24 protein-coding genes and 1 pseudogene are annotated in these 22883 nt (G+C 74.5%); 15 read left to right on the forward strand and 10 right to left on the reverse strand.

The features are described from left to right. The first annotated feature begins 45 nt into the window (after positions 1-45). The 8 genes and pseudogenes from argC to argH all read left to right on the forward strand — a co-directional run bounded on the left by argC (position 46) and on the right by argH (position 8450). A complete protein-coding gene (gene argC, locus ACGFI9_RS28725) occupies positions 46-1047 on the forward strand; it encodes an N-acetyl-gamma-glutamyl-phosphate reductase (protein WP_393182769.1) in 1002 nt (333 codons plus the stop codon). Further along, positions 1044-2216 carry a bifunctional glutamate N-acetyltransferase/amino-acid acetyltransferase ArgJ gene (gene argJ, locus ACGFI9_RS28730; RefSeq protein ID WP_393182771.1) on the forward strand — a complete coding sequence of 391 codons (1173 nt, stop codon included), beginning with the start codon at positions 1044-1046 and terminating at the stop codon, positions 2214-2216. The genes argC and argJ overlap by 4 nt, the downstream gene beginning before the upstream one ends. Beyond that, positions 2213-3100: an acetylglutamate kinase gene (gene argB / locus ACGFI9_RS28735; RefSeq protein WP_393182772.1), complete on the forward strand. Its 888-nt coding sequence runs from the start codon at positions 2213-2215 to the stop codon at positions 3098-3100. The genes argJ and argB overlap by 4 nt, the downstream gene beginning before the upstream one ends. Next, positions 3097-4351, forward strand: a pseudogene (locus ACGFI9_RS28740) (acetylornithine transaminase); the annotation flags it as partial. The gene argB and the pseudogene ACGFI9_RS28740, both read left to right, overlap by 4 nt. Next, entirely contained in the window at positions 4281-5258 is a 978-nt protein-coding gene (gene argF, locus ACGFI9_RS28745) for an ornithine carbamoyltransferase (RefSeq protein ID WP_393182832.1), read from the forward strand. The pseudogene ACGFI9_RS28740 and the gene argF, both read left to right, overlap by 71 nt. Continuing rightward, positions 5255-5770, forward strand: coding sequence for an arginine repressor (locus ACGFI9_RS28750; RefSeq protein ID WP_393182774.1), 516 nt, complete (start codon positions 5255-5257; stop codon positions 5768-5770). The genes argF and ACGFI9_RS28750 overlap by 4 nt, the downstream gene beginning before the upstream one ends. Continuing rightward, positions 5767-6972: an argininosuccinate synthase gene (locus tag ACGFI9_RS28755; protein ID WP_393182775.1), complete on the forward strand. Its 1206-nt coding sequence runs from the start codon at positions 5767-5769 to the stop codon at positions 6970-6972. Before ACGFI9_RS28750 ends, ACGFI9_RS28755 begins: the two co-directional genes overlap by 4 nt. A 14-nt stretch (positions 6973-6986) precedes the next feature. Beyond that, positions 6987-8450 (forward strand): argininosuccinate lyase, encoded by a 1464-nt coding sequence (gene argH, locus ACGFI9_RS28760; RefSeq protein ID WP_393182834.1) that lies wholly within the window; start codon positions 6987-6989, stop codon positions 8448-8450. Between the two features lie 58 nt (positions 8451-8508). Here argH and ACGFI9_RS28765 read toward each other — a convergent pair whose 3' ends face one another. From ACGFI9_RS28765 to ACGFI9_RS28780, 4 genes are all read right to left on the reverse strand, one after another. Beyond that, positions 8509-10674 (reverse strand): MMPL family transporter, encoded by a 2166-nt coding sequence (locus ACGFI9_RS28765; RefSeq protein WP_393182777.1) that lies wholly within the window; start codon positions 10672-10674, stop codon positions 8509-8511. A gap of 183 nt (positions 10675-10857) precedes the next feature. Beyond that, complete coding sequence (locus ACGFI9_RS28770) at positions 10858-11127, reverse strand: hypothetical protein (protein ID WP_393182779.1); 270 nt, start codon at positions 11125-11127, stop codon at positions 10858-10860. Next, the gene (locus tag ACGFI9_RS28775) at positions 11127-11480 is read right to left on the reverse strand and encodes an ArsR/SmtB family transcription factor (protein ID WP_393182780.1); all 354 of its coding nucleotides are present in this window, start codon (positions 11478-11480) and stop codon (positions 11127-11129) included. The genes ACGFI9_RS28770 and ACGFI9_RS28775 overlap by 1 nt, the downstream gene beginning before the upstream one ends. Positions 11481-11640: 160 nt before the next feature. Continuing rightward, positions 11641-11994 (reverse strand): MmcQ/YjbR family DNA-binding protein, encoded by a 354-nt coding sequence (locus ACGFI9_RS28780; protein WP_393182782.1) that lies wholly within the window; start codon positions 11992-11994, stop codon positions 11641-11643. Between the two features lie 230 nt (positions 11995-12224). Here ACGFI9_RS28780 and ACGFI9_RS28785 point away from each other — a divergent pair, with 230 nt between their 5' ends. After that, entirely contained in the window at positions 12225-12404 is a 180-nt protein-coding gene (locus ACGFI9_RS28785) for a hypothetical protein (RefSeq protein WP_393182784.1), read from the forward strand. Positions 12405-12468: 64 nt separating this feature from the next. Here ACGFI9_RS28785 and ACGFI9_RS28790 read toward each other — a convergent pair whose 3' ends face one another. Then, on the reverse strand, positions 12469-12894 hold the full coding sequence (locus ACGFI9_RS28790; protein WP_393182786.1) for a DNA-binding protein: 426 nt from the start codon (positions 12892-12894) through the stop codon (positions 12469-12471). Between the two features lie 93 nt (positions 12895-12987). Here ACGFI9_RS28790 and ACGFI9_RS28795 point away from each other — a divergent pair, with 93 nt between their 5' ends. From ACGFI9_RS28795 to ACGFI9_RS28805, 3 genes are all read left to right on the forward strand, one after another. Next, positions 12988-13605 carry a DNA-3-methyladenine glycosylase gene (locus ACGFI9_RS28795; protein WP_393182788.1) on the forward strand — a complete coding sequence of 206 codons (618 nt, stop codon included), beginning with the start codon at positions 12988-12990 and terminating at the stop codon, positions 13603-13605. A gap of 137 nt (positions 13606-13742) precedes the next feature. Then, entirely contained in the window at positions 13743-14882 is a 1140-nt protein-coding gene (locus ACGFI9_RS28800) for an LLM class flavin-dependent oxidoreductase (RefSeq protein WP_393182790.1), read from the forward strand. After that, positions 14879-15505: an FMN reductase gene (locus ACGFI9_RS28805; RefSeq protein WP_393182792.1), complete on the forward strand. Its 627-nt coding sequence runs from the start codon at positions 14879-14881 to the stop codon at positions 15503-15505. Before ACGFI9_RS28800 ends, ACGFI9_RS28805 begins: the two co-directional genes overlap by 4 nt. Positions 15506-15543: 38 nt before the next feature. Here ACGFI9_RS28805 and ACGFI9_RS28810 read toward each other — a convergent pair whose 3' ends face one another. Both ACGFI9_RS28810 and ACGFI9_RS28815 read right to left on the reverse strand, forming a co-directional pair. Further along, positions 15544-16431, reverse strand: a complete 888-nt coding sequence (locus ACGFI9_RS28810; protein WP_393182835.1) for a universal stress protein — start codon at positions 16429-16431, stop codon at positions 15544-15546. A gap of 147 nt (positions 16432-16578) precedes the next feature. Further along, the gene (locus tag ACGFI9_RS28815) at positions 16579-17481 is read right to left on the reverse strand and encodes a universal stress protein (protein ID WP_393182794.1); all 903 of its coding nucleotides are present in this window, start codon (positions 17479-17481) and stop codon (positions 16579-16581) included. Between the two features lie 149 nt (positions 17482-17630). Here ACGFI9_RS28815 and ACGFI9_RS28820 point away from each other — a divergent pair, with 149 nt between their 5' ends. Continuing rightward, complete coding sequence (locus tag ACGFI9_RS28820) at positions 17631-18047, forward strand: Hsp20/alpha crystallin family protein (protein WP_393182796.1); 417 nt, start codon at positions 17631-17633, stop codon at positions 18045-18047. 58 nt (positions 18048-18105) lie between these two features. Beyond that, positions 18106-18576, forward strand: coding sequence for a cyclic nucleotide-binding domain-containing protein (locus ACGFI9_RS28825; protein ID WP_393182798.1), 471 nt, complete (start codon positions 18106-18108; stop codon positions 18574-18576). 66 nt (positions 18577-18642) lie between these two features. Here ACGFI9_RS28825 and ACGFI9_RS28830 read toward each other — a convergent pair whose 3' ends face one another. The 3 genes from ACGFI9_RS28830 to ppdK form a co-directional block, all read right to left on the reverse strand. After that, complete coding sequence (locus tag ACGFI9_RS28830) at positions 18643-18978, reverse strand: hypothetical protein (RefSeq protein WP_393182800.1); 336 nt, start codon at positions 18976-18978, stop codon at positions 18643-18645. A gap of 152 nt (positions 18979-19130) precedes the next feature. Continuing rightward, a complete protein-coding gene (locus ACGFI9_RS28835; protein WP_393182802.1) occupies positions 19131-19565 on the reverse strand; it encodes a hypothetical protein in 435 nt (144 codons plus the stop codon). 11 nt (positions 19566-19576) lie between these two features. Next, the gene (ppdK, locus tag ACGFI9_RS28840; protein ID WP_393182804.1) at positions 19577-22237 is read right to left on the reverse strand and encodes a pyruvate, phosphate dikinase; all 2661 of its coding nucleotides are present in this window, start codon (positions 22235-22237) and stop codon (positions 19577-19579) included. Between the two features lie 133 nt (positions 22238-22370). Here ppdK and ACGFI9_RS28845 point away from each other — a divergent pair, with 133 nt between their 5' ends. Then, on the forward strand, positions 22371-22874 hold the full coding sequence (locus tag ACGFI9_RS28845; protein WP_393182806.1) for a GNAT family N-acetyltransferase: 504 nt from the start codon (positions 22371-22373) through the stop codon (positions 22872-22874). The last annotated feature ends 9 nt before the right edge of the window (positions 22875-22883 follow it).

Genomic DNA, 22883 nt, shown 5'->3' on the forward strand with positions numbered 1-22883 from the left:
GATCATCGCTGCTAGCCTTCTCTGCATAGTCATGCGGAGGTGAGTATGGGCATCCGAGTCGCGGTCGCCGGGGCCAGCGGATACGCCGGCGGCGAGCTGCTGCGGCTGCTCGCCGGTCACCCCGAGTTCGACCTGGTCGCCGCCACCGCCCACTCCTCGGCCGGCCAGCCCGTCACCGCCGTGCACCCGCAGCTCGCCGGGCTGGACCTGGTGTTCGGGGCGACCGACCCGGCCACCCTGGCCGACGCGGACCTGGTCTTCCTGGCCCTGCCGCACGGCCAGTCGGCGGCCCTGGCGGCGGACCTCCCCGCCACCGTCAAGGTGGTCGACCTCGGCGCCGACCACCGGCTGCGCGACGCGGACGCCTGGGCCCGCTACTACGGCGGCCCGCACGCCGGCGCCTGGACCTACGGCCTGCCCGAGCTGCCCGGCCACCGGGCCGCGATCGCCGCGGCCACCCGGGTCGCCAACACCGGCTGCTACGCGGTCGCCACCACGCTCGCCCTCGCCCCGCTGATCACCGCCGGCGTGGTCCGCCCCACCGACGTGGTGGTGGTCGCCGCCTCCGGCACCTCCGGCGCCGGCCGGGCCGGCAAGGCCCACCTGCTGGGCAGCGAGGTGATGGGGGACCTGTCTCCCTACAAGGTCGGCGCGCACCAGCACGTGCCGGAGATCAAGCAGGCCACCGGGGCGACCAGCCTCTCCTTCACCCCGGTGCTCGCCCCCATGCCGCGGGGCATCCTGGCCACCATCACCGCCGTCCCGACCGGCGACGCGGACCCGCGCGAGGTGCTGGCGCGGGCGTACGCGGACGCGCCGTTCGTGCACCTGCTGCCCGAGGGGGCGTGGCCGCACACCGCCGCCACCGCCGGCTCGAACTCCTGCCACCTCCAGGCCGCCGTCGACGTCGACTCCGGCCGGGTGATCGTGGTCAGCGCCATCGACAACCTGGGCAAGGGCGCGGCCGGCCAGGCCGTGCAGAACGCCAACCTGATGTTCGACCTCCCCGAGACCACCGGACTCTCCGCGTTTGGAGTGGCCCCATGAGTGTCACCACCCCCCGGGGCTTCCGGGCGGCCGGCGTGGCCGCCGGGCTCAAGGCCAGCGGCGCCGCCGACGTCGCCCTCGTCGTCAACGACGGCCCCGACGCCGGGATCGCCGGCGTGTTCACCGCCAACCGGGTCAAGGCCGCCCCGGTGCTCTGGACCCAGCAGGTCGTGCGGGGCGGCGTGGTCCGTGCCGTGGTGCTCAACTCCGGCGGGGCGAACGCCTGCACCGGCCCGGCCGGCTTCCAGGACACCCACGCCACCGCCGAGCACACCGCCGCCGCGCTCACCGGCAGCAGCCCCCGGCTGATGGTCGGCGCCGGCGAGGTCGCGGTCTGCTCCACCGGCCTGATCGGCGAGCGCCTCCCCATGCCCGCCCTGCTCTCCGGCGTGGGCAGTGCCGTGCGCCGGCTCTCGCGCGACGGTGGGCAGCCGGCCGCCGAGGCGATCATGACCACGGACACCCGGTCGAAGACCACGGTGGCCAGGGGCAGCGGCTGGACCGTCGGCGGCATGGCCAAGGGCGCCGGCATGCTCGCCCCGGCGATGGCCACCATGCTCTGCGTGCTCACCACCGACGCGGTGGCCGGGCCGGAGACCCTGGACGCCGCGCTGCGCGCCGCCACCCGGGTCACCTTCGACCGGATCGACTCCGACGGCTGCATGTCCACCAACGACACGGTGCTGCTGCTGGCCAGCGGCGCCTCCGGCATCGAGCCCACCGAGGCCGAGCTGACCGCCGCGGTGACCGCCGCCTGCCACGACCTGGCCCAGCAGCTGATCGCCGACGCCGAGGGCGCCACCAAGCAGATCGCCATCGAGGTGGTCGGCGCCGCGAACGAGGACGACGCGGTCGAGGTCGGCCGCTCGGTGGCCCGGAACAACCTGGTCAAGACCGCGCTGTTCGGCAACGACCCGAACTGGGGGCGGATCCTCGCCGCCGTCGGTACCACCGCCGCCGCGTTCGAGCCGGACGGGGTGGACGTCGCGGTCAACGGGGTCTGGGTGTGCCGGGGCGGGGCCGCCGCCGAGGACCGGTCCAAGGTGGACCTCGCCGGCCGGGACGTCACCATCCGGATCGACCTGCACGCCGGCGACGCCGCGGCGGCCATCTGGACGAACGACCTGTCGCACGCGTACGTCCACGAGAACTCGGCGTACTCCACATGAGCCGCGCCGCCGACCTCACCCGGGCCCAGGCCAAGGCCGAGACGCTGATCGAGGCCCTGCCCTGGCTGGCCCGCTTCTCCGGCGCCACCGTCGTGGTCAAGTACGGCGGCAACGCCATGGTCGACCCCGAGCTCCAGCGCGCCTTCGCCGCCGACATGGTCTTCCTCCGGTACGCCGGCCTCAAGCCGGTCGTGGTGCACGGCGGCGGGCCGCAGATCTCCGCCATGCTGGGCCGGCTCGGCATCGCCAGCGAGTTCAAGGGCGGCCTGCGGGTCACCACCCCGGAGGCGATGGACGTCGTCCGGATGGTGCTGGTCGGGCAGGTCGGCCGGGAGCTGGTCGGGCTGATCAACGCGCACGGCCCGTTCGCGGTCGGTCTCTCCGGCGAGGACGCCGGCCTGTTCACCGCGGTGCGCCGCCCGGCGTACGTGGACGGGGAGCCGGTCGACGTCGGGCAGGTCGGCGACGTGGAGTCGGTGGACGTCTCCGCGGTGACCGACCTGATCGCGGCCGGCCGGATCCCGGTGATCTCCACCGTCGCGCCGGACGCCGACGGGGTGCTGCACAACCTCAACGCGGACACCGCCGCCGCCGCGCTCGCCGTCGCGCTGGCGGCCCGCAAGCTGGTCGTCCTCACCGACGTCCCCGGCCTGTACGCCGACTGGCCCGACACGTCCAGCCTGGTCAGCGAGATCACCACCGACGAGCTGGCGAAGCTGCTGCCGTCCCTGGAGTCGGGGATGGTCCCGAAGATGGAGGCCTGCCTGCGGGCGGTGCGCGGGGGAGTGCCCGCCGCGCACGTCGTCGACGGCCGGGTCGCCCACTCCACGCTGCTCGAGGTCTTCACCTCGGAAGGGTTCGGAACGATGGTGATCGCGTCATGAGCACGCTGGTGGAGCGCTGGGGCGCCGCCATGATGGACAACTACGGCACCCCGCCGCTGGCCCTGGTCTCCGGCGCCGGCGCCGTGGTGGTCGACGAGGCCGGCCGGGAGTACGTCGACCTGCTCGGCGGCATCGCGGTCAACGCCCTCGGCCACGCCCACCCGGCCGTGGTGGCCGCCGTCTCCAGGCAGGTCGCGACCCTCGGACACGTCTCCAACCTGTTCGTCGCCGAGCCGCCGGTGGCCCTCGCCGAACTGCTGCTGGCCCTCGCCGGCCGCCCCGGCCGGGTCTTCTTCGCCAACTCCGGCGCGGAGGCGAACGAGGCCGCGTTCAAGCTCTCCCGGCTCACCGGCCGCACCCACGTGGTCGCCACCCAGGGCGGCTTCCACGGCCGGACCATGGGCGCCCTGGCGCTCACCGGCCAGCCGGCCAAGGCCGACCCGTTCCGGCCGCTGCCCGGCGAGGTCACCCACGTGCCGTACGGCGACGCCGCCGCACTGGCGGAGGCGGTCACCGACGCCACCGCCATGGTGATCATAGAGCCGATCCAGGGGGAGAACGGCATCGTCGTCCCGCCGCCCGGCTACCTCGCCGAGGCCCGGCGGGTCACCGCCGCGCACGGTGCCCTGCTGGTGCTCGACGAGGTGCAGACCGGGATCGGCCGCACCGGGCACTGGTTCGCCCACCAGGCCGAGGGCGTCGAGCCGGACCTGGTCACCCTGGCCAAGGGGCTCGGCGGCGGCCTGCCGATCGGCGCCTGCCTGGCCTTCGGGCGGGCCGCCGACCTGCTCGGCCCGGGTTCGCACGGCACCACCTTCGGCGGCAACCCGGTCAGCTGCGCCGCTGCCCTCGCGGTGGTCGCCACCATTGCCAACGAGGGGCTGCTCGACCACGTCAAGCGGATCGGCGAGCGGCTGCGGCGGGGGATCGAGGCGCTCGGCCACCCGCTCGTCACCGAGGTACGCGGCGCCGGCCTGCTGCTCGGCGTCGTGCTCGACCAGCCGGTCTCCGGCGCGGTGGCGACCGCGCTGCGCGACGCGGGTTTCCTGGTCAACCCGGTGCAGCCCGGCGTGATCCGGCTCGCCCCGCCGCTGATCCTCAGCGCCGAGCAGGTCGACGGCTTCCTGGCCGCCCTCCCTGCCGCCCTCGACGCCGCCCGCCCGACGGAGGTCCCCGCATGATCCGGCACTTCCTGCGCGACGACGACCTGTCGCCCGCCGAGCAGTCCGCGGTCCTCGACCTCGCCGCCCGGATGAAGGCCGACCGGTTCGCCCAGAAGCCCCTCGCCGGGCCGAAGTCGGTGGCGGTGCTCTTCGACAAGCAGAGCCTGCGGACCCGGATCTCGTTCGACGCCGGCATCGCCGAGCTGGGCGGCCACCCGCTCGTGGTGGACACCCAGGTCACCCACTTCGGGCGGGGCGAGACCCTGGCCGACGCCGGCCGGGTGCTCTCCCGCTACGTCGCGGCGATCGTGCTGCGCACCCACGGGGACGACCGGATCGCCGAGGTCGCCGCGCACGCCACCGTGCCGGTGATCAACGCGCTGACCGACACGTACCACCCCTGCCAGCTGCTGGCCGACCTGCTCACCGTCCGGGAGCGGTGCGGCGGCACCGCCGGGCGCACCCTGGCGTACGTCGGGGACGCGGCGAACAACATGGCGCACTCCTACCTGCTGGCCGGGGCGGCCGCCGGAATGCACGTCCGGGTCGCCGGGCCGGTCGGCTTCCAGCCCGACCCCGACATCGTGGCCCGGGCCGAGAAGATCGCCGTCGGCACCGGCGGTTCGGTCCGGGTGCTCACCGACCCGGTCGAGGCGGTCCGCGCCGCCGACGTGGTCGCCACCGACACCTGGACCTCCATGGGGCAGGAGTCCGACGGCCTCGACCGGATCACCCCGTTCCTGCCGTACCAGGTCAACGACGCGCTGCTCGGCCACGCCGCGCCGGACGTGATCGTGCTGCACTGCCTGCCGGCGCACCGGGGTGAGGAGATCACCGACGAGGTGCTCGACGGGTCGCGCAGCGCCGTCTTCGACCAGGCGGAGAATCGCCTGCACGCCCAGAAGGCGCTGCTGACGTTTCTCCTGGCGGCATCCGGGAGCGCGAGGAGTGAGCTGGCGAGCCCCGCAGTCGCGACCAAGGAGGCTCAGCCATGACCGCCCCGCTGACCCGCGCCGCGCGGCACGCCCGCATCGTCGAGCTGATCCGCGACAAGGCCATCCACTCGCAGACCGAGCTGGCCGACCTGCTCGCCACCGACGGCATCCAGGTCACCCAGGCCACCCTCTCCCGGGACCTCAAGGAGCTCGGGGCGGTCACCGCGCGCGGCGGCGACGGGCGGGGCGTCTACCTGATCCCCGAGGACGGCCACCGGCCGCTGCGCGAGGCCGAGGCCGCCCCGGCCCGGCTCGTCCGGCTGCTGCGCGAGCTGCTCAACGGGGTCGACTCCAGCGGCAACATCGCCGTGCTGCGCACCCCGCCGGGCGCAGCCCACTACCTGGCCAGCGCGTTGGACCGAGCGGGCCTGTCCGAGATCGTCGGCACCATCGCCGGCGACGACACCATCCTCGTCGTGGCCCGCGAGGCCGACGGCGGCGCCGCGTTGGGCGACAAGCTCGCCGCGTGGGCCCGCCGGGAAGAGAACGTTGAAGGGAGCACCACACCATGACCGAGCGGGTCGTCCTGGCGTACTCCGGGGGTCTCGACACCTCCGTCGCCATTCCCTACCTGGCCGAGCAGACCGGCGCCGAGGTGGTCGCGGTCGCGGTCGACCTCGGCCAGGGCGGCGAGGACATGAACGTCATCCGGCAGCGCGCGCTGGACTGCGGCGCGGTCGAGTCGGAGGTGGTCGACGCGCGCGACGAGTTCGCCGCCGACTACTGCCTGCCGGCCATCCGGGCCAACGCCCTCTACATGGACCGCTACCCGCTGGTCTCGGCGCTGTCCCGGCCGCTGATCGTCAAGCACCTGGTGGCGGCGGCGAAGAAGCACGGCGGCACGATCGTGTCGCACGGCTGCACCGGCAAGGGCAACGACCAGGTCCGCTTCGAGGTGGGCCTGGGCGCGCTCGCCCCCGACCTGAAGATCATCGCCCCGGCCCGGGACTTCGCCTGGACCCGGGACAAGGCGATCGCCTTCGCCGAGGAGAAGGGCCTGCCGATCGACGTCTCGGCCAAGTCGCCGTACTCGATCGACCAGAACCTGTGGGGCCGCGCCGTCGAGACCGGTTTCCTCGAGGACATCTGGAACGGCCCGATCGAGGACCTCTACTCGTACACGGCCGACCCGGCCGAGCCCCGGGACGCCGACGAGGTGGTCATCACCTTCGACGCCGGCGTGCCGGTCGCCATCGACGGCGAGACCGTCACCCCGTACCAGGCGATCCTGGAGCTCAACCGGCGCGCCGGCGCCCAGGGGGTCGGCCGGCTCGACATGGTCGAGGACCGCCTGGTCGGCATCAAGAGCCGCGAGGTGTACGAGGCCCCTGGCGCGATCGCCCTGATCACCGCCCACCAGGAGCTGGAGGCGGTCACCATCGAGCGGGACCTGGCCCGGTTCAAGCGCGGTGTCGACCAGCGCTGGGGCGAGCTGGTCTACGACGGCCTCTGGTTCTCGCCGCTGAAGAAGTCCCTGGACGCCTTCATCGACGACGCCCAGCAGCACGTCTCCGGCGAGATCCGGCTCACCCTGCACGGCGGCCGGGCCACCGTCACCGGCCGGCGCTCCGAGGCCAGCCTCTACGACTTCGGCATGGCCACCTACGACACCGGCGACACCTTCGACCAGTCCCTCGCCAAGGGCTTCGTGCAGCTGTGGGGCCTGCCCAGCAAGCTGGCGGCCGCGCGGGACGCCCGGGTCGGCGGCGCCTGATCGTGAGCACCACAATGGGTGGGGTGGACGACAAGAGCCTGACCGAGAACAGCGCCGCCGCCAACCGGACGAGCCTCTGGGGAGGCCGCTTCGCCGGCGGCCCCTCCGAGGCCCTGGCCCGGCTGTCGGTGAGCGTCCAGTTCGACTGGCGCCTCGCCCCGTACGACATCGCCGGCTCCCGGGCGCACGCCCGGGTGCTGGCCGGCGCCGGCCTGCTCGACCCGGAGGAGCTGGGGCAGATCCTGGCCGCGCTGGACGACCTGGAGGCGGCCTGCGCCTCCGGGGCGTTCCGGCCCACGGTCGACGACGAGGACGTGCACACCGCGCTGGAGCGCGGCCTGCTGGAGCGGCTCGGCAGCCTCGGCGGCAAGCTGCGCGCCGGCCGCTCCCGCAACGACCAGGTCGCCACCGACCTGCGGCTCTACCTGCGCGACCACGCCCGTGGCGTGGCCGCCCGGCTGGTCGAGCTGGCCGAGGCCCTGGTCGAGCAGGCGGAGCGGCACGTGGACACCGCCGCCCCCGGCATGACCCACCTCCAGCACGCCCAGCCGGTCACCTTCGGGCACTGGCTGCTCGCCCACGTGCAGCCGCTGCTGCGCGACCTCGAGCGGCTGCGCGACTGGGACCACCGGGCCGCGATCAGCCCGCTCGGCGCGGGCGCGCTCGCCGGCTCGGGCCTGCCGCTGGACCCGGTGGCGGTCTCCAAGGAGTTGGGCTTCCGCACGTCCTTCGCCAACTCGATGGACGCGGTGGCCGACCGGGACTTCGTCGCCGAGTTCCTCTTCGTCACCGCGATGATCGGGGTGCACCTGTCCCGCCTCGGCGAGGAGGTGGTGCTCTGGACGTCGCAGGAGTTCGGCTGGGTCGAGCTGGACGACGCGTTCGCCACCGGGTCGTCGATCATGCCGCAGAAGAAGAACGCGGACATCGCCGAGCTGGCCCGGGGCAAGTCCGGCCGCCTGGTCGGCGGGCTGATGAGCGTGCTCACCATGCTCAAGGGCCTGCCGATGACGTACGACCGGGACATGCAGGAGGACAAGGAGCCGGCCTTCGACGCGGTCGACACCCTGGAGCTGCTGCTGCCGGCCCTCGCCGGGATGATCTCCACGATGACCGTACGCGTCGACCGCCTGGTCGCCGCCGCGCCGGTCGGCTACTCCCTCGCCACCGAGGTGGCCGACTGGCTGGTCCGCCGGGGCGTGCCGTTCCGCGACGCCCACGAGATCACCGGCAAGCTGGTCGCGCTCTGCGTGGCCCGGGACTGCGCCCTCGACGAGGTCTCCGACGACGACCTCGCCGCGGTCAGCGCGCACCTCGACCCGTCGGTGCGGGACGTGCTCTCGGTGCGGTCGGCGCTCGCCGCCCGGACCACCCCCGGCTCCACCGGTCCCGGGCCGGTGGCCGACCAGCTCGCCACCGCCGCGGACAAGCTGGTCGGCTGGCGGGACTGGGCCGCCGAGCGGGTCGTGCCGCGCTGACCCGCTGATCCACGCCGGCGCCCGCCGGTGGCCGCCCCGGCCGCCGGCGGGCGTCCGTTCATCCGGCGGAAACCAGCGTCCGGTCCGCGCCGGCCCCCTCGGGTACGGCCGGCCGGGCCCGCCGGCCCCAGGCCCGATCGCCGAGCACGGCGAGCGCCGCCGGCAGCAGCACGCCGCGGACCACAGTCGCGTCGATCACGATCGCGGCGGCCATGCCGAGGCCGAGCATCTTGTACTCGATCGCGGAGAGCGCGAGGAAGACCCCGAAGACCGCAGTCATGATCACGGCTGCGCTGGTGACCACCCCGGAGCTGCCGCCCACCCCCGCGACGACCGCCTGCCGTGGCTCCGCGCCGGCCGCCCAGCGCTCCCGGACTCGACTGAGGATGAACACGTGGTAGTCCATGCTCAGCCCGAACAGCAGCACGAACATGAACAGCGGTAGCCAGCTCACCACACCCCCGTACGAGGTGAAACCGAGCACCGACTCCAGATGCCCGTCCTGGAAGACCCAGGTGAGCACGCCGTACGCCGCGCCGATCGAGAGCAGGTTGAGGCCGATCGACACCACCGCCACGGCGGGGGAGCGGAACGCCGCGGCGAGCAGCAGGGCGGCGAGCACCAGCACGACGCCGAGGACCAGCGGCGCCCGGTCGACCAGTTGCCGGACGAAGTCATGGGCGAAGGCCGTCCGGCCCATCACGGCGTAGTCCACGCTGTCGAGCCCACCGAGCGTCTCCGGTAGCGCCCGGTCCCGCAACAGGGCCAGCGCCCGCTCCGATGTCCGGTCGGTGCCGGAGCCGGCGAGGGGCACCCGGATCACCACCACGTCGTCCACCCGAACGGTGGAGATCGGTTCGGCGAGCAGCCCGCCGCTGTGCCGGACCTGCGACCGCAGCTGCTCGACGGCGGCGTCGACCGCGCCGGCGTCGACCGGGCCGCCGCCCCGCTGCCATGCCACGACCCGGGCCGGGGTGGGTGACCCGGGGAACGCCGCCTGCATGCGGAGCGCGGCGTCCACCGCCGGCACGCTGCGGGGGAGGCTGTCCACCACGGACGCGTCCTGCGGGTGCATCCGCAGGGCGGGGAGGGCGGCCACCAGCAGCGCGGCGGTGGCGAGGCCACCCCAGAGCAGCGGACGGCGGACCACCCGTCGCGCGGTGGCGATCCAGAAGCGGGAGTCGGTCGGCGTCGTGCGCCGCCGACCGAGGAAGGGCACCCGGAGTCGGTCGACCCGGTCGCCGAGGAGCGCGAGCAGGGCGGGCAGCGCGGTCACCGAGCCCAGCACCGCCAGCCCGACGACCAGGAACGTGCCCAGGGCCACACCCCGCAGCGTGCCGATCCCGGTCAGCAGCAGGCCGCTGACGCACAGCATCACGATCAGTCCGGAGACCACCACCACCGGGCCGGAGGTGCCGGCGGTACGCCGCAGCGCCTCGGCGAGGTTCGTGCCGGCGGCGCGTTCCTCGCGGACCCGGCGCAGGTGGAAGAGACAGTAGTCGACGCCGACAGCGGTGCCGATGAGCAGCACGATCGCCGATGTGGCGCTGTTGATCGGCAGCCAGTGGTCGATCACCTGAAGCAGCGCGAACGTGGTCACCGTGGCGGTCAGGGTGAGCACCAGGGGCAGCGCCGCCGCGACCAGCGAGCCGAAGACGAGCACGAGAATCAGCACGGTCAGCGGCAGGGACAGATTGTGCGACACCTGGAAGTCGTCCTTGACGCCCTGGTCCACCGCCCGCGCGAGGCTGCGGTCCCCGGCTCGGGCCAGCCGTACCTCGGGGTGACGGGCGGCCACCGTGTCGACGGCGCGGACCGCGGCGTCGTCGTGGTCGTCCCAACTCTCCGCAGGGCCGGCGAGCGTCCAGCTCACCAGGCCGGAGCGGCCGTCCGCCGAGATCCGGTCGGCGTCGGTCAGCGGGGACCGGATCTCGGTGACGGCGCCACCCTGGGCGAGTGCGGCGACCAGATCCTCGGTGGCCTGCCGCAGCCGGCGGTCGGACCGGAAGGGGAGCCCGCCGTCGCGCGCCTGGACCAGCACGTTCTCCACCGGTGGCTCGTACGCTCGCTGCGCGTCCAGCACCCGTCGGGCTCGCCCGGCCTCCCCGGGGTCGCTGGGCCTCGCCCCCGGACCCGTGACCAGGCTGCTGGCGAGCAGTGCGGCGGCCATCAGCCCCAGCCAGCCGACCAGGGCCAGGGCCCGGTGCCGGACGGACCAGAGCACGATCCGCTCCACCAACGGAGACCCGGACCGGCCACCGGGCGTCCCCGATTTGCGTTTACCCATGACGAACTGTTGTCCTTCCTGTGGGTGGACACTGCGCTGAAGACTCGCCCGCGGGCGAGGTGGTGTTCCCCTACCTGGGTCGTCGAGCTGCAACTCGACGACCCAGGGCCCTGATCCCGCCTACTCGACCTCCTTGAGCACCCGCTCGACCGAGGTCATCCGCGACGTCAGCTCGCTGAGCTGCTCCCGGGTCTCCGCCAGCCGTGCCGCCGTCTCCTCCTGGGCACGCGTCGCCGTGTCGGCGAGCGTGCGGTACTCCTGTTCCCGGGCGAGCGCGGCCTTGGCCCGCCACGTCGCTCCGAGTTGGGTGATCGCCACGGCGATCACTGTGGTTACCAGCGCGAAGATGCCGATCGCGCCGGCCACCTCCGCCAGCTCGTGCCCGTCCATCACAGCGCCTCCTGTCCCTCGTCGACCGCGCCCGTCGAGCCCGGCGTGGTGAGCGATGCGGTCGCCTCCGCCACCAGTTCCGGCGTCAGCGCGATCGCGAATGGGGTGACCTCGTAGAACTTCATCGCCTTCCCGTCGTCGGAGAGTTCGAGCCGGCCGGCGACCAGCCCGGCCGCCTCCAGCTTTTTGAGGTGCAGCTGCAGCAGCGCCCGACTGAGCCCCAGCTCGCGGGCCAGCCGGCTGACGTAGTCGGGTGCCCCGGCCAGGGCGGCCACGATCCGGAGCCGGTGTGGATTCGCCAGTGCGGCCAGCACCCGCAGCAGCTCGTCCCCGGAGAGCGGGGGCGATGTCATAGCGAGAACCTGCACATGCCAAAGAAATCTAGCAGGTGCCGGCACGAAGATCCAGACCGGTCACCACACTGGTCGGACCGGTCTCGGTCGGGTGAGGACGGTGGGGGCGGTGGGGCGGCCCACCCGACGGGTACCTGGTGCCGGCTGGTGGCGAAACCGGTCAGGTCGTCGGGCGTTCCCGCCTGGGCAGCTTCGCCACCACCGCCTCGTACGACCCCTCGACGGCCTCGATCAGCTCGTCGTCCGGGATTCCGCCGTCCAGCCGCAGGGTGTTCCAGCCGGACCGGCCGATGTAGGGGGAGGGGCGGGCGTCGGCCGGGAAGCGGTGCAGCCACTCGTCGGCCATCTCCCGGGACGGGCCGCACTTCACCCCCACCCGGGCCTCGCCCTCGGCGGAGCCGAGGAAGGCGAAGATTCTGCTGCCCACCTTGACCACCTCGTCGCCCTCCCAGGGCCGGTCCAGCCAGGCGCCCGGTTTCTGAAGGCAGTACGCCAGCATCTCCTCGCGCGTCATCGCATCCTCCCGTGCCGGTTGCCCGGTCAATCTCGGCCCGCGGCCCGACAACCCACGCCGAACCCGGTGACTGGCATACTGCCGTGCGTGACCACCGACCTGCGCCGGCTCGCCGAGGAGGTGGCCGCCGTTTCCGACCGGTACGCGCAGTGGCACGGCATCGACCGCAGCGGCCCCTGGTATCTGCTGAAGCCTTAGGAGGAGGTCGGCGAGCCGCCCAGGCGTACCTGATGCGCTCCGGCCAGGCCCGGGACAAGGGGCTCACCGCGGACGAGCGCGAGGCGGCGTACCGGGCGGAGTTGGCCGACGTGCTCTGCCACGTGCTGCTGCTGGCCCGCCGGGACGGCGTGGACCTGTCCGCCGAGGTGGAGCGGAAGTGGCTGTCCCGGCTGCCGGGTCGGGCCGGCTGAGCGGACCGGGTTCGACGACGCCGCTCCGGCCGCCCGCCGGCCTGGCCGCCGCACGGCGCCCGGCTCAGTCCCCGGTGCCGGTGCGCACGGTCAGCCGCTCGTAGCGCTGCCGGGCCGCCTGGGCGCTGCCCAGCCCCAGCCCGAAGGCGATCGCCTGCCAGGTCATGCCCCGGCTGCGGGCCGCCTGCAACAGGCCGGCCTCCAGCGCGTCCACCTCGGCGCGGACATGCGGGATCAGGGTCAGCGCGGCCATCAGATCGGCCTGGTCGACCGGCTCCTCGCCCGCCTCCAGCTCCGCCCCGCCGGCCAGGGCCATCACCAGGGTCGCCGCCTCGTACGCGTCGGGGACGTCCGGGTGGGCGTAACGCCGGCGCCGGGCGTTCGTGCCGGCGTGCCGCTCCGCGATCCGCATCAGCGCCGCGTAGTTGCGGTGCGCCCGGGCCTGGGCCGCGTCCGGAGCGGTGAACGGGTCGTTGTCCAGCGTGTCCATGCGTTCCATTCAAGGGCCTTGAACAACCTCTTGTCAACATCCTATTGACATCGGATCGTGCCCACCGCCCGCGCCGCCGGGTAGGGTTCTCTCGTGACCGGCACCGACCTCGCCACCCTGTCCGACCTGCTCGCCGGCCCGGTGGTTCCCGCCGCCCGCGGACTGCTCGGCTGCCGGCTCACCGGCAACGGCGTCACCGTCCGGATCACCGAGGTCGAGGCGTACGCCGGCACGGCCGGGGACCCGGCGTCGCACGCCCACCGGGGCCGTACCCCGCGCAACACGGTGATGTTCGGTCCTGCCGGCCACGCTTACGTCTACTTCACGTACGGCATGCACTGGTGCGTCAACGTGGTCACCGGGCCGGACGGCGAGGCCTCGGCGGTGCTGCTGCGGGCCGGCGAGGTGGTCGACGGCCTGGACCTCGCCCGGGCCCGCCGACCCGCCGTACGCCGGGACGTGGACCTGGCCCGTGGGCCGGCCCGGCTCTGCGCGGCGCTCGACATCGACCGCTCGGTCTACGGCGCGGACCTGCTCGGCGACGGTCCGGTCCGGCTGCGACCGCCGCTCACCCCGGTTCCGGAGACGGCCGTCGCGGCCGGTCCCCGGGTCGGCGTCACCGGGGCGCACGACGTGCCGTGGCGGTTCTGGGTCGCCGGCGATCCGACGGTCAGCGCCTACCGCCGGCACGTGCCGCGCGTCCGGCGTTGACCCGGAGGCCCCCGCACGACCTCGGGTGAGCCGGGCCACTCGGCGGCCAGGCGACGACGGAATAGTTGACTCGTCAAATATGTTGTGGGGTGCGATCCCGGGCCGCACCGGTCCGGACGTCACGCGAGGAGCTGGTCATGCAGTTCGGAGTCTTCACCGTCGGCGACGTCACGGTCGACCCGACCAACGGGCGGCTGCCGTCCGAGCGTGAGCGGATCAAGGCCATGGTGGCCATCGCGCTCAAGGCCGAGGAGGTCGGCCTTGATGTCTTCGCCACCGGCGAGCACCACAACCCGCCGTTCGTGCCCTCGTCGCCGACCACCATGCTCGGCTACATCGCCGCGCGTACCGAGCGGCTGCTGCTGTCCACGTCGACCACGCTGATCACCACCAACGACCCGGTGAAGATCGCCGAGGACTACGCGATGCTGCAGCACCTGGCCGACGGCCGGGTCGACCTGATGATGGGCCGGGGCAACACCGGCCCGGTCTACCCGTGGTTCGGGCAGGACATCCGCAACGGCATCCCGCTCGCCATCGAGAACTACGACCTGCTGCGCCGGCTCTGGCGGGAGGACGTCGTCGACTGGAAGGGCCGCTTCCGCACCCCGCTGCAGTCGTTCACCTCGACCCCGCGCCCGCTCGACGGCGTGCCGCCGTTCGTCTGGCACGGCTCGATCCGCAGCCCGGAGATCGCCGAGCAGGCCGCGTACTACGGCGACGGCTTCTTCGCCAACCACATCTTCTGGCCCAAGGAGCACACCCAGCGGATGGTCGACCTCTACCGGCAGCGGTTCGCCCACTACGGCCACGGCTCCGCCGACCAGGCCATCGTCGGCCTGGGCGGGCAGGTCTTCATGCGGAAGAACTCCCAGGACGCGGTCCGCGAGTTCCGGCCGTACTTCGACAACGCCCCGGTCTACGGGCACGGGCCGTCGCTGGAGGAGTTCACCCGGGAGACGCCGCTGACCGTGGGCAGCCCGCAGCAGGTCATCGACCGGACGCTCGGCTTCCGCGAGTACGTCGGCGACTACCAGCGCCAGCTGTTCCTGATCGACCACGCCGGGCTGCCGCTGAAGACCGTCCTGGAACAGCTCGACCTGCTCGGCGAGGAGGTCGTCCCGGTGCTGCGCAAGGAGTTCGACTCGCTGCGGCCGGCGCACGTGCCCGAGGCGCCGACGCACGCCTCGCTGCTGGCGGCGGCCGGCGGCGCGAAGGACAGCAGCGTCCACGCCGTCGACGACGTCACCGGCAAGGCGCCCGAGGAGGGCCGATGAGCCGCCGTACCCTGGCCGTGGTCTCGGCCGGTCTCGGCCAGCCCTCCTCGACCCGGCTCCTCGCCGACCAGCTCGCCGCGGCGGCCCGCGACGAGCTGGCGCGGCGCGGCGCGGCGGTGGAGATCCGTCCGGTGGAGCTGCGCGAGCACGCCCACGACGTGGTGAACCACCTGCTCACCGGCTTCCCGTCGACCGCCCTGCGGGAGGCGCTGGACACCGTCGCCGGGGCGGACGGCCTGATCGCCGTCACCCCGATCTTCAACGCCTCGTACAACGGGCTGTTCAAGTCGTTCTTCGACGTGGTCGATCGGGACGCCCTGGCGGACCGGCCGGTACTGATCGGTGCCACCGGCGGCACCGCCCGGCACTCGCTCGCCCTGGAGCACGCGGTCCGGCCGATGTTCACCTACCTGCGGGCGCTGGTCGTGCCGACGGCGGTCTTCGCGGCCCCGGAGGACTGGTCCGGCGAGGGTGCCGACGGAGCGCTGCGGGCCCGCATCCGGCGGGCCGGCGGCGAGCTGGCCGAGCAGGTGGACCGCCGGCCGGCGGCGACCGGCCCGGCCGACCCGTTCGCCCTCACCACCAGCTTCGAGGAGCTGCTCGCCGGCCGCGACCCGGCCTGACCGGCGCTCCCGAGCGGGCCCCCGCTGCGGGCCGGCGGTCAGTCGGCCGGCTCGTACGGGTGGGCCACCAGCACGGGGCAGTGGGCGTGCTGCACCAGGGCCTGGCTGACCGAGCCGAGCAGCAGCCCGGCGAAGCCGCCCCGGCCCCGCGACCCGACCACCACCAGGGCCGCCTCCCCGCTCGCCGCGATCAGCGCCTCCCCGGGCGAGGCGGCCCGCACCGGCCGCTCCTGCACGGCCAGCACCGGATGGTCCGAGCGGATCCGGGCGGCCGCCCCGGCCAGCAGCTCCACCGACTCGGCCTGCCCGGCAGCGGTGGCCTCGGCCGCGGCGTCCGGCGCCACCGCGCCGCGCTCCGGCGTCCGGACGTGCACCAGCACCAGGTCGGTGTCGCGGCGGACGGCCTCGTCGGCGGCGAGCCGGACGGCGAGCGCCGCCGACTCCGAGCCGTCCACCCCGACCAGCACCGGCCCGTCCACCGGGATCGGCTGTTCGGCGGGGCGCACCACCAGCACCGGGCAGTGCCCGTGCTGCGCCACCTGGCCGCTGACCGAGCCGAGCAGCAGCCCGGTGAAGCCGCCCACCCCCCGGCTGCCCACCACCACGAGGTCCGCCCGGCGGGACTCCTCGACCAGCGTGGCGCCCGGACCGCCGGCCACCTGGCGCACCTGCACCGTCAGGGTGGGATGCCGGTCGGTCAGCTCGGCGGTCACCTGTTCGAGCATCTTCCGCGCCTCCTCGGTGGGCGCCGGCACCCCGAGGTCGTACGGGTTGAGCGGCACGCCGTAGCCGAGCGGGTGCAGGTAGCCGTGCACCAGGTGCAGCGGCCGGGACCGCTGGACGGCGGCCCTTGCGGCGTGTTCGGCGGCGGTCAGGCTGGTCGGCGATCCGTCGACACCCACCACGACAGGTCGGTTCATCGGTATCCCTCCGGTCGGCTCAGGCCATTGTCGACGGCCAGGCCGCCGGCGGACCACATTTGCCCCGACGAGCCGGTGCCGAGCCGTGATCCGGTGCGGCACCTCGCGGTGCCGGCCCTGCCGGACACCACGAGCCGCCGCACCTCCAGTGGATCAGCCGTCAGTCGCGGCGCGGTCCCTGCGGTGCCGAACGATGGCCAGTGGGCTGCGGGAGTGGTGCAGCACCGCGTGGCTGACCGAACCGAGCAGCAGGCCGCCCAGGCTGCCCCGGCCGTGCGCGCCGACCACGGTCAGCTGCGCGTCCGTGGACTCCTCGACCAGCGCCCGGGCCGGGGCGGCGGCCACCAGCTTCCGCCGTACCCGGACCTGCGGGTACCGCTCGGCCCACCCGGCCACCGCCTCCGCGAGCACCCGCTCCTCCTCGGCGCGCAGCTGCTCCGGGTCGTACACCAGCGGCACGATGTCGCCGGGGCCGACCGGGGCCGGGTAGAGCCAGGCGTGCACCGCGACCAGGTCGGCGCCGCGCTGCGCCGCCTCGGCGAAGGCGAACCCGATCGCCTCGCCGGAGAGCGCCGAGCCGTCCACCCCGACCACGACCGGACCGTCGGCGCGCGGCTCGCCGCGCACCACCAGCACCGGGCAGTCGGCCCGGGCCGACAGCTGCACGGCCGCCGAGCCGACCAGCAGCTCGGCGAAGCCACCCAGCCCACGGTGGCCGAGCACCAGCAGCGCCGCGTCCCGGCTCTCCCGCAGCAGCACCGCGACCGGGCCGCCGTCGACCACCGCCCCGGTCACCGGGAGCTCGGCGTCGATCTTGCGGGCCTCGCCGACGGCCTCCTCGACCAGCTTCTCCGCCTCCTGCCGCAGCTCGTTGTCCGGCAACGCGACGGCGACCGGGCCGAGCGGGGTGCCGAGCAGCGGCCACAGGAACGCGTTCACCACCCGCAGCGGCCGGTGCCGGGCCGCCGCCTCCCGCGCGGCCACCCGCACCGCGTCCAGCGCCGAGGGGGAACCGTCCACGCCCACCACCACGGGGGCACCGGATCTGTCGGTCATCACGTCCTCCTTCGTCCACCTCCAGCGTTCTCCGGGCGGCGGCCGGCCGGCAGAGGCCATGCGCCCGCGGGTCCCGGGACCATCGGCCCTGACGGTCCGGGCCGTACGGGAGTGGGATGGAGGCGGGACGATCGACAAGGAGGTCGAAGATGTCCACTGTCACCAAGTTCCGGGGCGGCACCCTCGCGCCGTTCGACTGGACGAACCTCTCCTGGCTGCCCATGCTGGCGCCGAGCATCCGGGTCGAGGACTACCTCGACGGCGACCGGTACGTGGTGCGCGCCGAACTCCCGGGCGTGGACCCGGCGAAGGACGTGCGGATCACGCGTACCGGCGAGAACCTGCGGCTGGACGTGGTCCGCCGGGAGAGTCACGCGGACAAGGTCCACTCCGAGTTCCACTACGGCTCCTTCTCCCGGCTCATCCCGCTGCCCGCCGGGGTGAAGGAGGAGACCATCGCGGCCCGCTACGCGGACGGCATCCTCGAGATCACCGCGACCGTCGGCGCGACCGAGCCGACCGCGCGGGAGATCCCGATCACCGTGGCGCCCGCCGCCGAGAAGTGACCCCACCCGCGAGGGACCCGGTCACAGGCCGGGTCCCTCACCCGATCGTGGAGGCGTGATGACCCCGCTGGAGATGCTCCGGGCACACCCGTTCCTCGCCGGGCTGCCGCAGGAGTGGCTGCCCCCGCTCACCGGCTACGCCCGCCCGGTGGTCTGGCACCCCGGGCACCGGCTGTTCCGCGCCGGCCAGTCCGCCGAGCGGTTCTGGCTGGTCCGTGCCGGCGAGGTGGCGCTGGACTTCCCGGTGCCCGGCCGCGGCGACGTGGGGATCGAGACGATCGGCCCGGGCGGGGTGCTCGGCTGGTCCTGGCTCTTCCCGCCGTACCGCTGGCAGTTCGGCGCGGTCGCCGTGCAGCGCAGCACCGCCGTCGAGTTCGACGCCGCCGGGGTACGCCGGCTGATGGAGTCCGACGACGCGCTCGGCCGCCACCTCACCACCCGGTTCATGAGCGTCGTGGTGGACCGGCTCCACGCCTCCCGGGTACGCCTGCTCGACCTGTACGGCTATCCGACGTCCCAGGCGAGCTGAGCCCGGGGCCCGCCCTACGGGCGGCGCGACCGCCGGCCGAGGCCACGCCACAGTGGCTGCTGTCCGCTATCCGCCCGTGCCCGGGTCGATGCGTCTCCGGACGACCAGCTCCGCCACCTCGAGCCGGCCGATGCGCAGCTCCCGGATCACCGCCCGCCGGATGGCCAGGCGGCCGATCGCCAGCGCGCCCACCGCCACCGCGCCGAGCGCGGCCGCGCCGAGCGCCAGGGGCGCCGCCGCCGTGGGCCCCAGCGCCCGTGGTCCGGCCGCGGTGGGGCCCACCACCCGTGGTCGGGCGGCCCGCCCCTGGTGTGTGGCGGCGGCCAGGGCACGGACGCGGGCCGCCGGGCCGTGGCGATGGGCACAACGCCGGAAGCTGGTCATGCCCCGATTCCTGGTCATGCCCCGATTCTCCGAGGCGTTCCGGTCGCCGGCGACGCCCCGGACGGGCCGTCCCCCGTCCGGGTGAGCCGGCGCCCGGGCCGCGCCCGCGCAGCCGCCGGACCGGCGGTACGCGCCCACCCCGGCGGGACGGGCGCGTACCCGGGTGCGGGTCAGCGCTCGACCACCAGCCGGCGGGCCCGCAGCAGCCGTGCCCACCACGGCCGCCGGCCCGGCTTCAGCGCGGGTGCCGGGACGCCGCGCAGGCTCACCCAGCCGCCCGGCCCCATGCGTACCGTGTTTATGGCGGGCGGCCGGCGCCGGGCCACCACCGCCACGGCGGCGGTGAGGGCGGCGACGGCGAACGCCCCGGCGGCGGCCGCGACGAGCTGGTCCGGGTCGACCACCCGCCGGTAGCGGACCCGTCCCCCGGAGAGGACGAACGCGCCGACCGGCCGGCCGTCGTGGGTCACCGGCACCAGCGCGGTGGCCGGGGTGCCGGGCAGCTCCAGCACCGGGCCGACCGGCCCGGGCGGCGGCACCGGGGTCGCGGCGGGCGCGGGCCGGGGGACCGGGGCGAGCCCGGTCGGGTTGAGGATGGCGGTCATCGTGCTGCCTCCTAACGGGAGTCGGACGTGCCGGTGGTGGGTTCGACGGCCGCCCGGCCGGCGGCCAGCCGGGCGATCGGCACCCGGTACGGCGAGCAGGAGACGTAGTCCAGCCCGGCCCCGGCGAAGAACGCCACCGAGTCGGGGTCCCCGCCGTGCTCCCCGCAGACCCCGACGGTCAGCTCGGGTCGGGTCGCCCGCCCCTCGGCGACCGCCAGCCGGATCAGCCGCCCGACGCCCTTCGCGTCGATGCTCTCGAACGGCGACACCGGGAAGATCCCGCGCTCCAGGTACGCCCCGAAGAACGAGCCCTCCACGTCGTCCCGGGAGAACGCCCAGGTGGTCTGGGTCAGGTCGTTGGTGCCGAAGGAGAAGAAGTGGGCTTCGGCGGCGATCTCCCCGGCGGTCAGCGCCGCCCGGGGCACCTCGATCATCGTGCCGATCGGGATCTCCGGCGCGCCCTCGACGGCGGCGAGCACCCGTTCGGCCTCGACCCGTACCGCGGCGAGTTCCCGGACGTCGCCGACCAGCGGCACCATGATCTCGGGGCGGGGATCGCCGCCGGCCCGCCGGCGCTGGGCGGCCGCCTCGGCCACCGCCCGGACCTGCGTCGCGAACAGGCCCGGCACCGCCAGCCCGAGCCGTACGCCGCGCAGCCCCAGCATCGGGTTGGCCTCGTGCATCCGGCGCACCGCGGCCAGCAGCGTGGCGTCCCGGCCGGGATCCTCGCCGAGCGCCTCGGCCCGGGCCACCCGGGCGGTCAACTCGGCCAGCGGCGGCAGGAACTCGTGCAGCGGCGGGTCGAGCAGCCGGATGGTCACCGGCAGCCCGTCCATCGCGGCGAGGATGCCGACGAAGTCGGCCCGCTGCAACGGCAGCAACGCGGCCAGGGCGGCCTCCCGCTCGGCCGGGCCGTCGGCGAGGATCAGCCGTTCCACCAGTGCCCGGCGCGCGCCGAGGAACATGTGCTCGGTGCGGCACAGCCCGACGCCGGTGGCGCCCAGGCGCCGTGCGAGCCGGGCGTCCTCCGGGGTGTCCGCGTTGGCGCGGACGCCCAGCTTCCGGACCGCGTCGGCGTGCCCGAGCAGCCGGTGCACCGCGGCGACCAGCGGATCCGCCTCGGGGCTCAGCTCGCCGGCCAGGTAGCGGGCCACCGGGGAGGGCCGTACGGGCACCGCGCCGAGCCAGATCCGGCCGGTGGCGCCGTCGATCGAGATCACCTCGCCGGCCCGGACCACCCGGTCGCCGACGGTGAACTCGCCGCGCCCTGGGTCGATGTCGAGCGCCTCCGCCCCGCACACGCAGGTCCGGCCCATGCCCCGGGCCACCACGGCCGCGTGCGAGGTCTTCCCGCCGCGCGAGGTGAGCACCCCGGCCGCGGCGATCATGCCGGGCAGGTCGTCCGGGTTTGTCTCGCGGCGGACCAGGATCACCGGGTCGGTGGCGGCCGCGGCGGCGGCCGCATCGAACACCACCCGCCCGACGGCGGCGCCCGGCGAGGCGCCCACCCCGACGGCGACCGGCTCGGGCGCGCCGGCGAGGTCGAACGCGGGGAACATCAGCTGGGCCAGCTGCGCCCCGGTGACCCGGGTGAGCGCCTCGTCGGCGGTGATCAGCCCCTCGTCGACCAGCTGGGCGGCGATCACGAACGCCGCGGCCGGGGTCCGCTTGCCGACCCGGGTCTGCAGCATCCACAGCGTGCCGCGTTCGACCGTGAACTCGATGTCGCACAGGTCCCGGTAGTGCCGCTCCAGCGTCGCCATGATCTCCCGCAGCCGGCGGAAGCTCACCGGGTCGGTCCGCCCCAGCTCGGACAGGGGGACGGTGTTGCGGATCCCGGCGACCACGTCCTCGCCCTGCGCGTCGGCCAGGTAGTCCCCGTACACCCCGGGGGCGCCGGTGGCCGGGTCGCGGGTGAACGCCACCCCGGTGCCGGAGTCCGGGCCCAGGTTGCCGAAGACCATCGCCATCACGTTGACCGCGGTGCCGAGGTCGTCCGGGATGCGCTCCCGCCGCCGGTAGATCCGGGCGCGTTCGGCGTGCCATGACTCGAAGACCGCGCGGATGGCCAGGAAGAGCTGCTCGTGCGGGGCCTGCGGGAACTCGTGCCCGACGTGCCGGGCGAAGATCTTCTTGTCCGTCTCGACCAGGTCGCGCAGCTGGGCGGCGGTCGGCCCGGCCGGCCCGGCGGTGGCCCGTACCGCCGCCAGCTCGTGCTCGAACTCCTCGGCCGGCACGCCGTGCACGGTGCGGCCGAACATCTGGATCAACCGCCGGTACGAGTCCCAGGCGAACCGCTCGTCGCCGCTGCGGGCGGCCAGCCCGCTCACCGTGACGTCGTTGAGCCCGATGTCGAGGATCGTCTCCATCATCCCCGGCATCGAGTACCGGCCGCCGGAGCGGACCGCCAGCAGCAGCGGGTCGTGCGGGTCGCCGAGCCGCCGGTCCAGCCGGGCCTCGATCTCCCGCAGGTGCGCGTTGACCTCCTCGAACAGCCGCGCCGGCGGCGACCCGGTGGCCAGGAACACCCGGCAGGCGTCGGTGCTCACGGTGAACCCGGGCGGGACGGGCAGCCCGAGGCGGGTCATCTCTGCCAGATTGGCGCCCTTGCCGCCGAGCAGGTCGGCCCGGCTCCGGTCACCCTCGATGAAGTCGTGGACGTACTTCGGCATGGCCCGGCCTCCTCGGCTGCGTCGTTCCCCCCTTCTTCGTAGCGGGACGGCCGGGGGGCCCGGCAGGGCCGGACGGGACCGGCGCCGGGCCAGAGGTCCCGAGTGTGTCGGCGGGTCCGCGTATCCTCCGGCGGTGACCAGTGAGGTGCGGCTCCGCCCGGTACGCGACGACGACCTGCCCCTGTTCTTCGCCCACGAGCAGGATCCCGAGGCCAACTGGATGGCCGCCTTCGGCCCGAAGGATCCCTCCGACCGGGCCGCCTTCGACGCGCACTGGGCCCGGATCCGGGCCGACGAGCGCATCGTCAACCGCACGGTGACCGTCGACGGCGCCGTGGTCGGGCACGTGGCCGCCTTCCCGGTGGGGGAGCGCACCGAGGTCAGCTACTGGATCGACCCGGCCCGCTGGGGCCGGGGCCACGCCACCGCCGCCCTCGCCGCGCTCCTGCGCGAGCTGCCGCAACGGCCGGTGCACGCCCGCGCCGCGAAGGACAACGCCGCGTCCCTCGCCGTGCTCCGCAAGTGCGGGTTCGTCGTGATCGGCGAGGACTCCGGGTACGCCAACGGCCGTGGCAAGGAGGTCGAGGAGTACGTGCTGGAGCTGCCCGCCGAGGCGGCTGACCAGCGCAACCACTAGTCTCCCCCG

Source organism: Micromonospora sp. NPDC048930 (genome assembly GCF_043197935.1).
GTDB lineage: Bacteria > Actinomycetota > Actinomycetes > Mycobacteriales > Micromonosporaceae > Micromonospora.

What these genes read in the sequence shown, in the direction of transcription:
- ACGFI9_RS28825 (WP_393182798.1), top strand. Translation starts at nt 18,106, where the DNA reads ATGACCCCGCTGGAGATGCTCCGGGCACACCCGTTCCTCGCCGGGCTG.
- ACGFI9_RS28830 (WP_393182800.1), bottom strand. Translation starts at nt 18,978, where the DNA reads ATGACCAGGAATCGGGGCATGACCAGCTTCCGGCGTTGTGCCCATCGC.
- ACGFI9_RS28770 (WP_393182779.1), bottom strand. Translation starts at nt 11,127, where the DNA reads ATGGACGGGCACGAGCTGGCGGAGGTGGCCGGCGCGATCGGCATCTTC.
- argH (WP_393182834.1), top strand. Translation starts at nt 6,987, where the DNA reads ATGGGTGGGGTGGACGACAAGAGCCTGACCGAGAACAGCGCCGCCGCC.
- ACGFI9_RS28815 (WP_393182794.1), bottom strand. Translation starts at nt 17,481, where the DNA reads ATGACCGACAGATCCGGTGCCCCCGTGGTGGTGGGCGTGGACGGTTCC.
- ACGFI9_RS28780 (WP_393182782.1), bottom strand. Translation starts at nt 11,994, where the DNA reads ATGACGCGCGAGGAGATGCTGGCGTACTGCCTTCAGAAACCGGGCGCC.
- argC (WP_393182769.1), top strand. Translation starts at nt 46, where the DNA reads ATGGGCATCCGAGTCGCGGTCGCCGGGGCCAGCGGATACGCCGGCGGC.
- ACGFI9_RS28805 (WP_393182792.1), top strand. Translation starts at nt 14,879, where the DNA reads ATGAGCCGCCGTACCCTGGCCGTGGTCTCGGCCGGTCTCGGCCAGCCC.
- ppdK (WP_393182804.1), bottom strand. Translation starts at nt 22,237, where the DNA reads ATGCCGAAGTACGTCCACGACTTCATCGAGGGTGACCGGAGCCGGGCC.
- ACGFI9_RS28755 (WP_393182775.1), top strand. Translation starts at nt 5,767, where the DNA reads ATGACCGAGCGGGTCGTCCTGGCGTACTCCGGGGGTCTCGACACCTCC.
- argJ (WP_393182771.1), top strand. Translation starts at nt 1,044, where the DNA reads ATGAGTGTCACCACCCCCCGGGGCTTCCGGGCGGCCGGCGTGGCCGCC.
- ACGFI9_RS28750 (WP_393182774.1), top strand. Translation starts at nt 5,255, where the DNA reads ATGACCGCCCCGCTGACCCGCGCCGCGCGGCACGCCCGCATCGTCGAG.
- ACGFI9_RS28785 (WP_393182784.1), top strand. Translation starts at nt 12,225, where the DNA reads ATGCGCTCCGGCCAGGCCCGGGACAAGGGGCTCACCGCGGACGAGCGC.
- ACGFI9_RS28800 (WP_393182790.1), top strand. Translation starts at nt 13,743, where the DNA reads ATGCAGTTCGGAGTCTTCACCGTCGGCGACGTCACGGTCGACCCGACC.
- ACGFI9_RS28775 (WP_393182780.1), bottom strand. Translation starts at nt 11,480, where the DNA reads ATGACATCGCCCCCGCTCTCCGGGGACGAGCTGCTGCGGGTGCTGGCC.
- argB (WP_393182772.1), top strand. Translation starts at nt 2,213, where the DNA reads ATGAGCCGCGCCGCCGACCTCACCCGGGCCCAGGCCAAGGCCGAGACG.
- ACGFI9_RS28820 (WP_393182796.1), top strand. Translation starts at nt 17,631, where the DNA reads ATGTCCACTGTCACCAAGTTCCGGGGCGGCACCCTCGCGCCGTTCGAC.
- ACGFI9_RS28790 (WP_393182786.1), bottom strand. Translation starts at nt 12,894, where the DNA reads ATGGACACGCTGGACAACGACCCGTTCACCGCTCCGGACGCGGCCCAG.
- ACGFI9_RS28835 (WP_393182802.1), bottom strand. Translation starts at nt 19,565, where the DNA reads ATGACCGCCATCCTCAACCCGACCGGGCTCGCCCCGGTCCCCCGGCCC.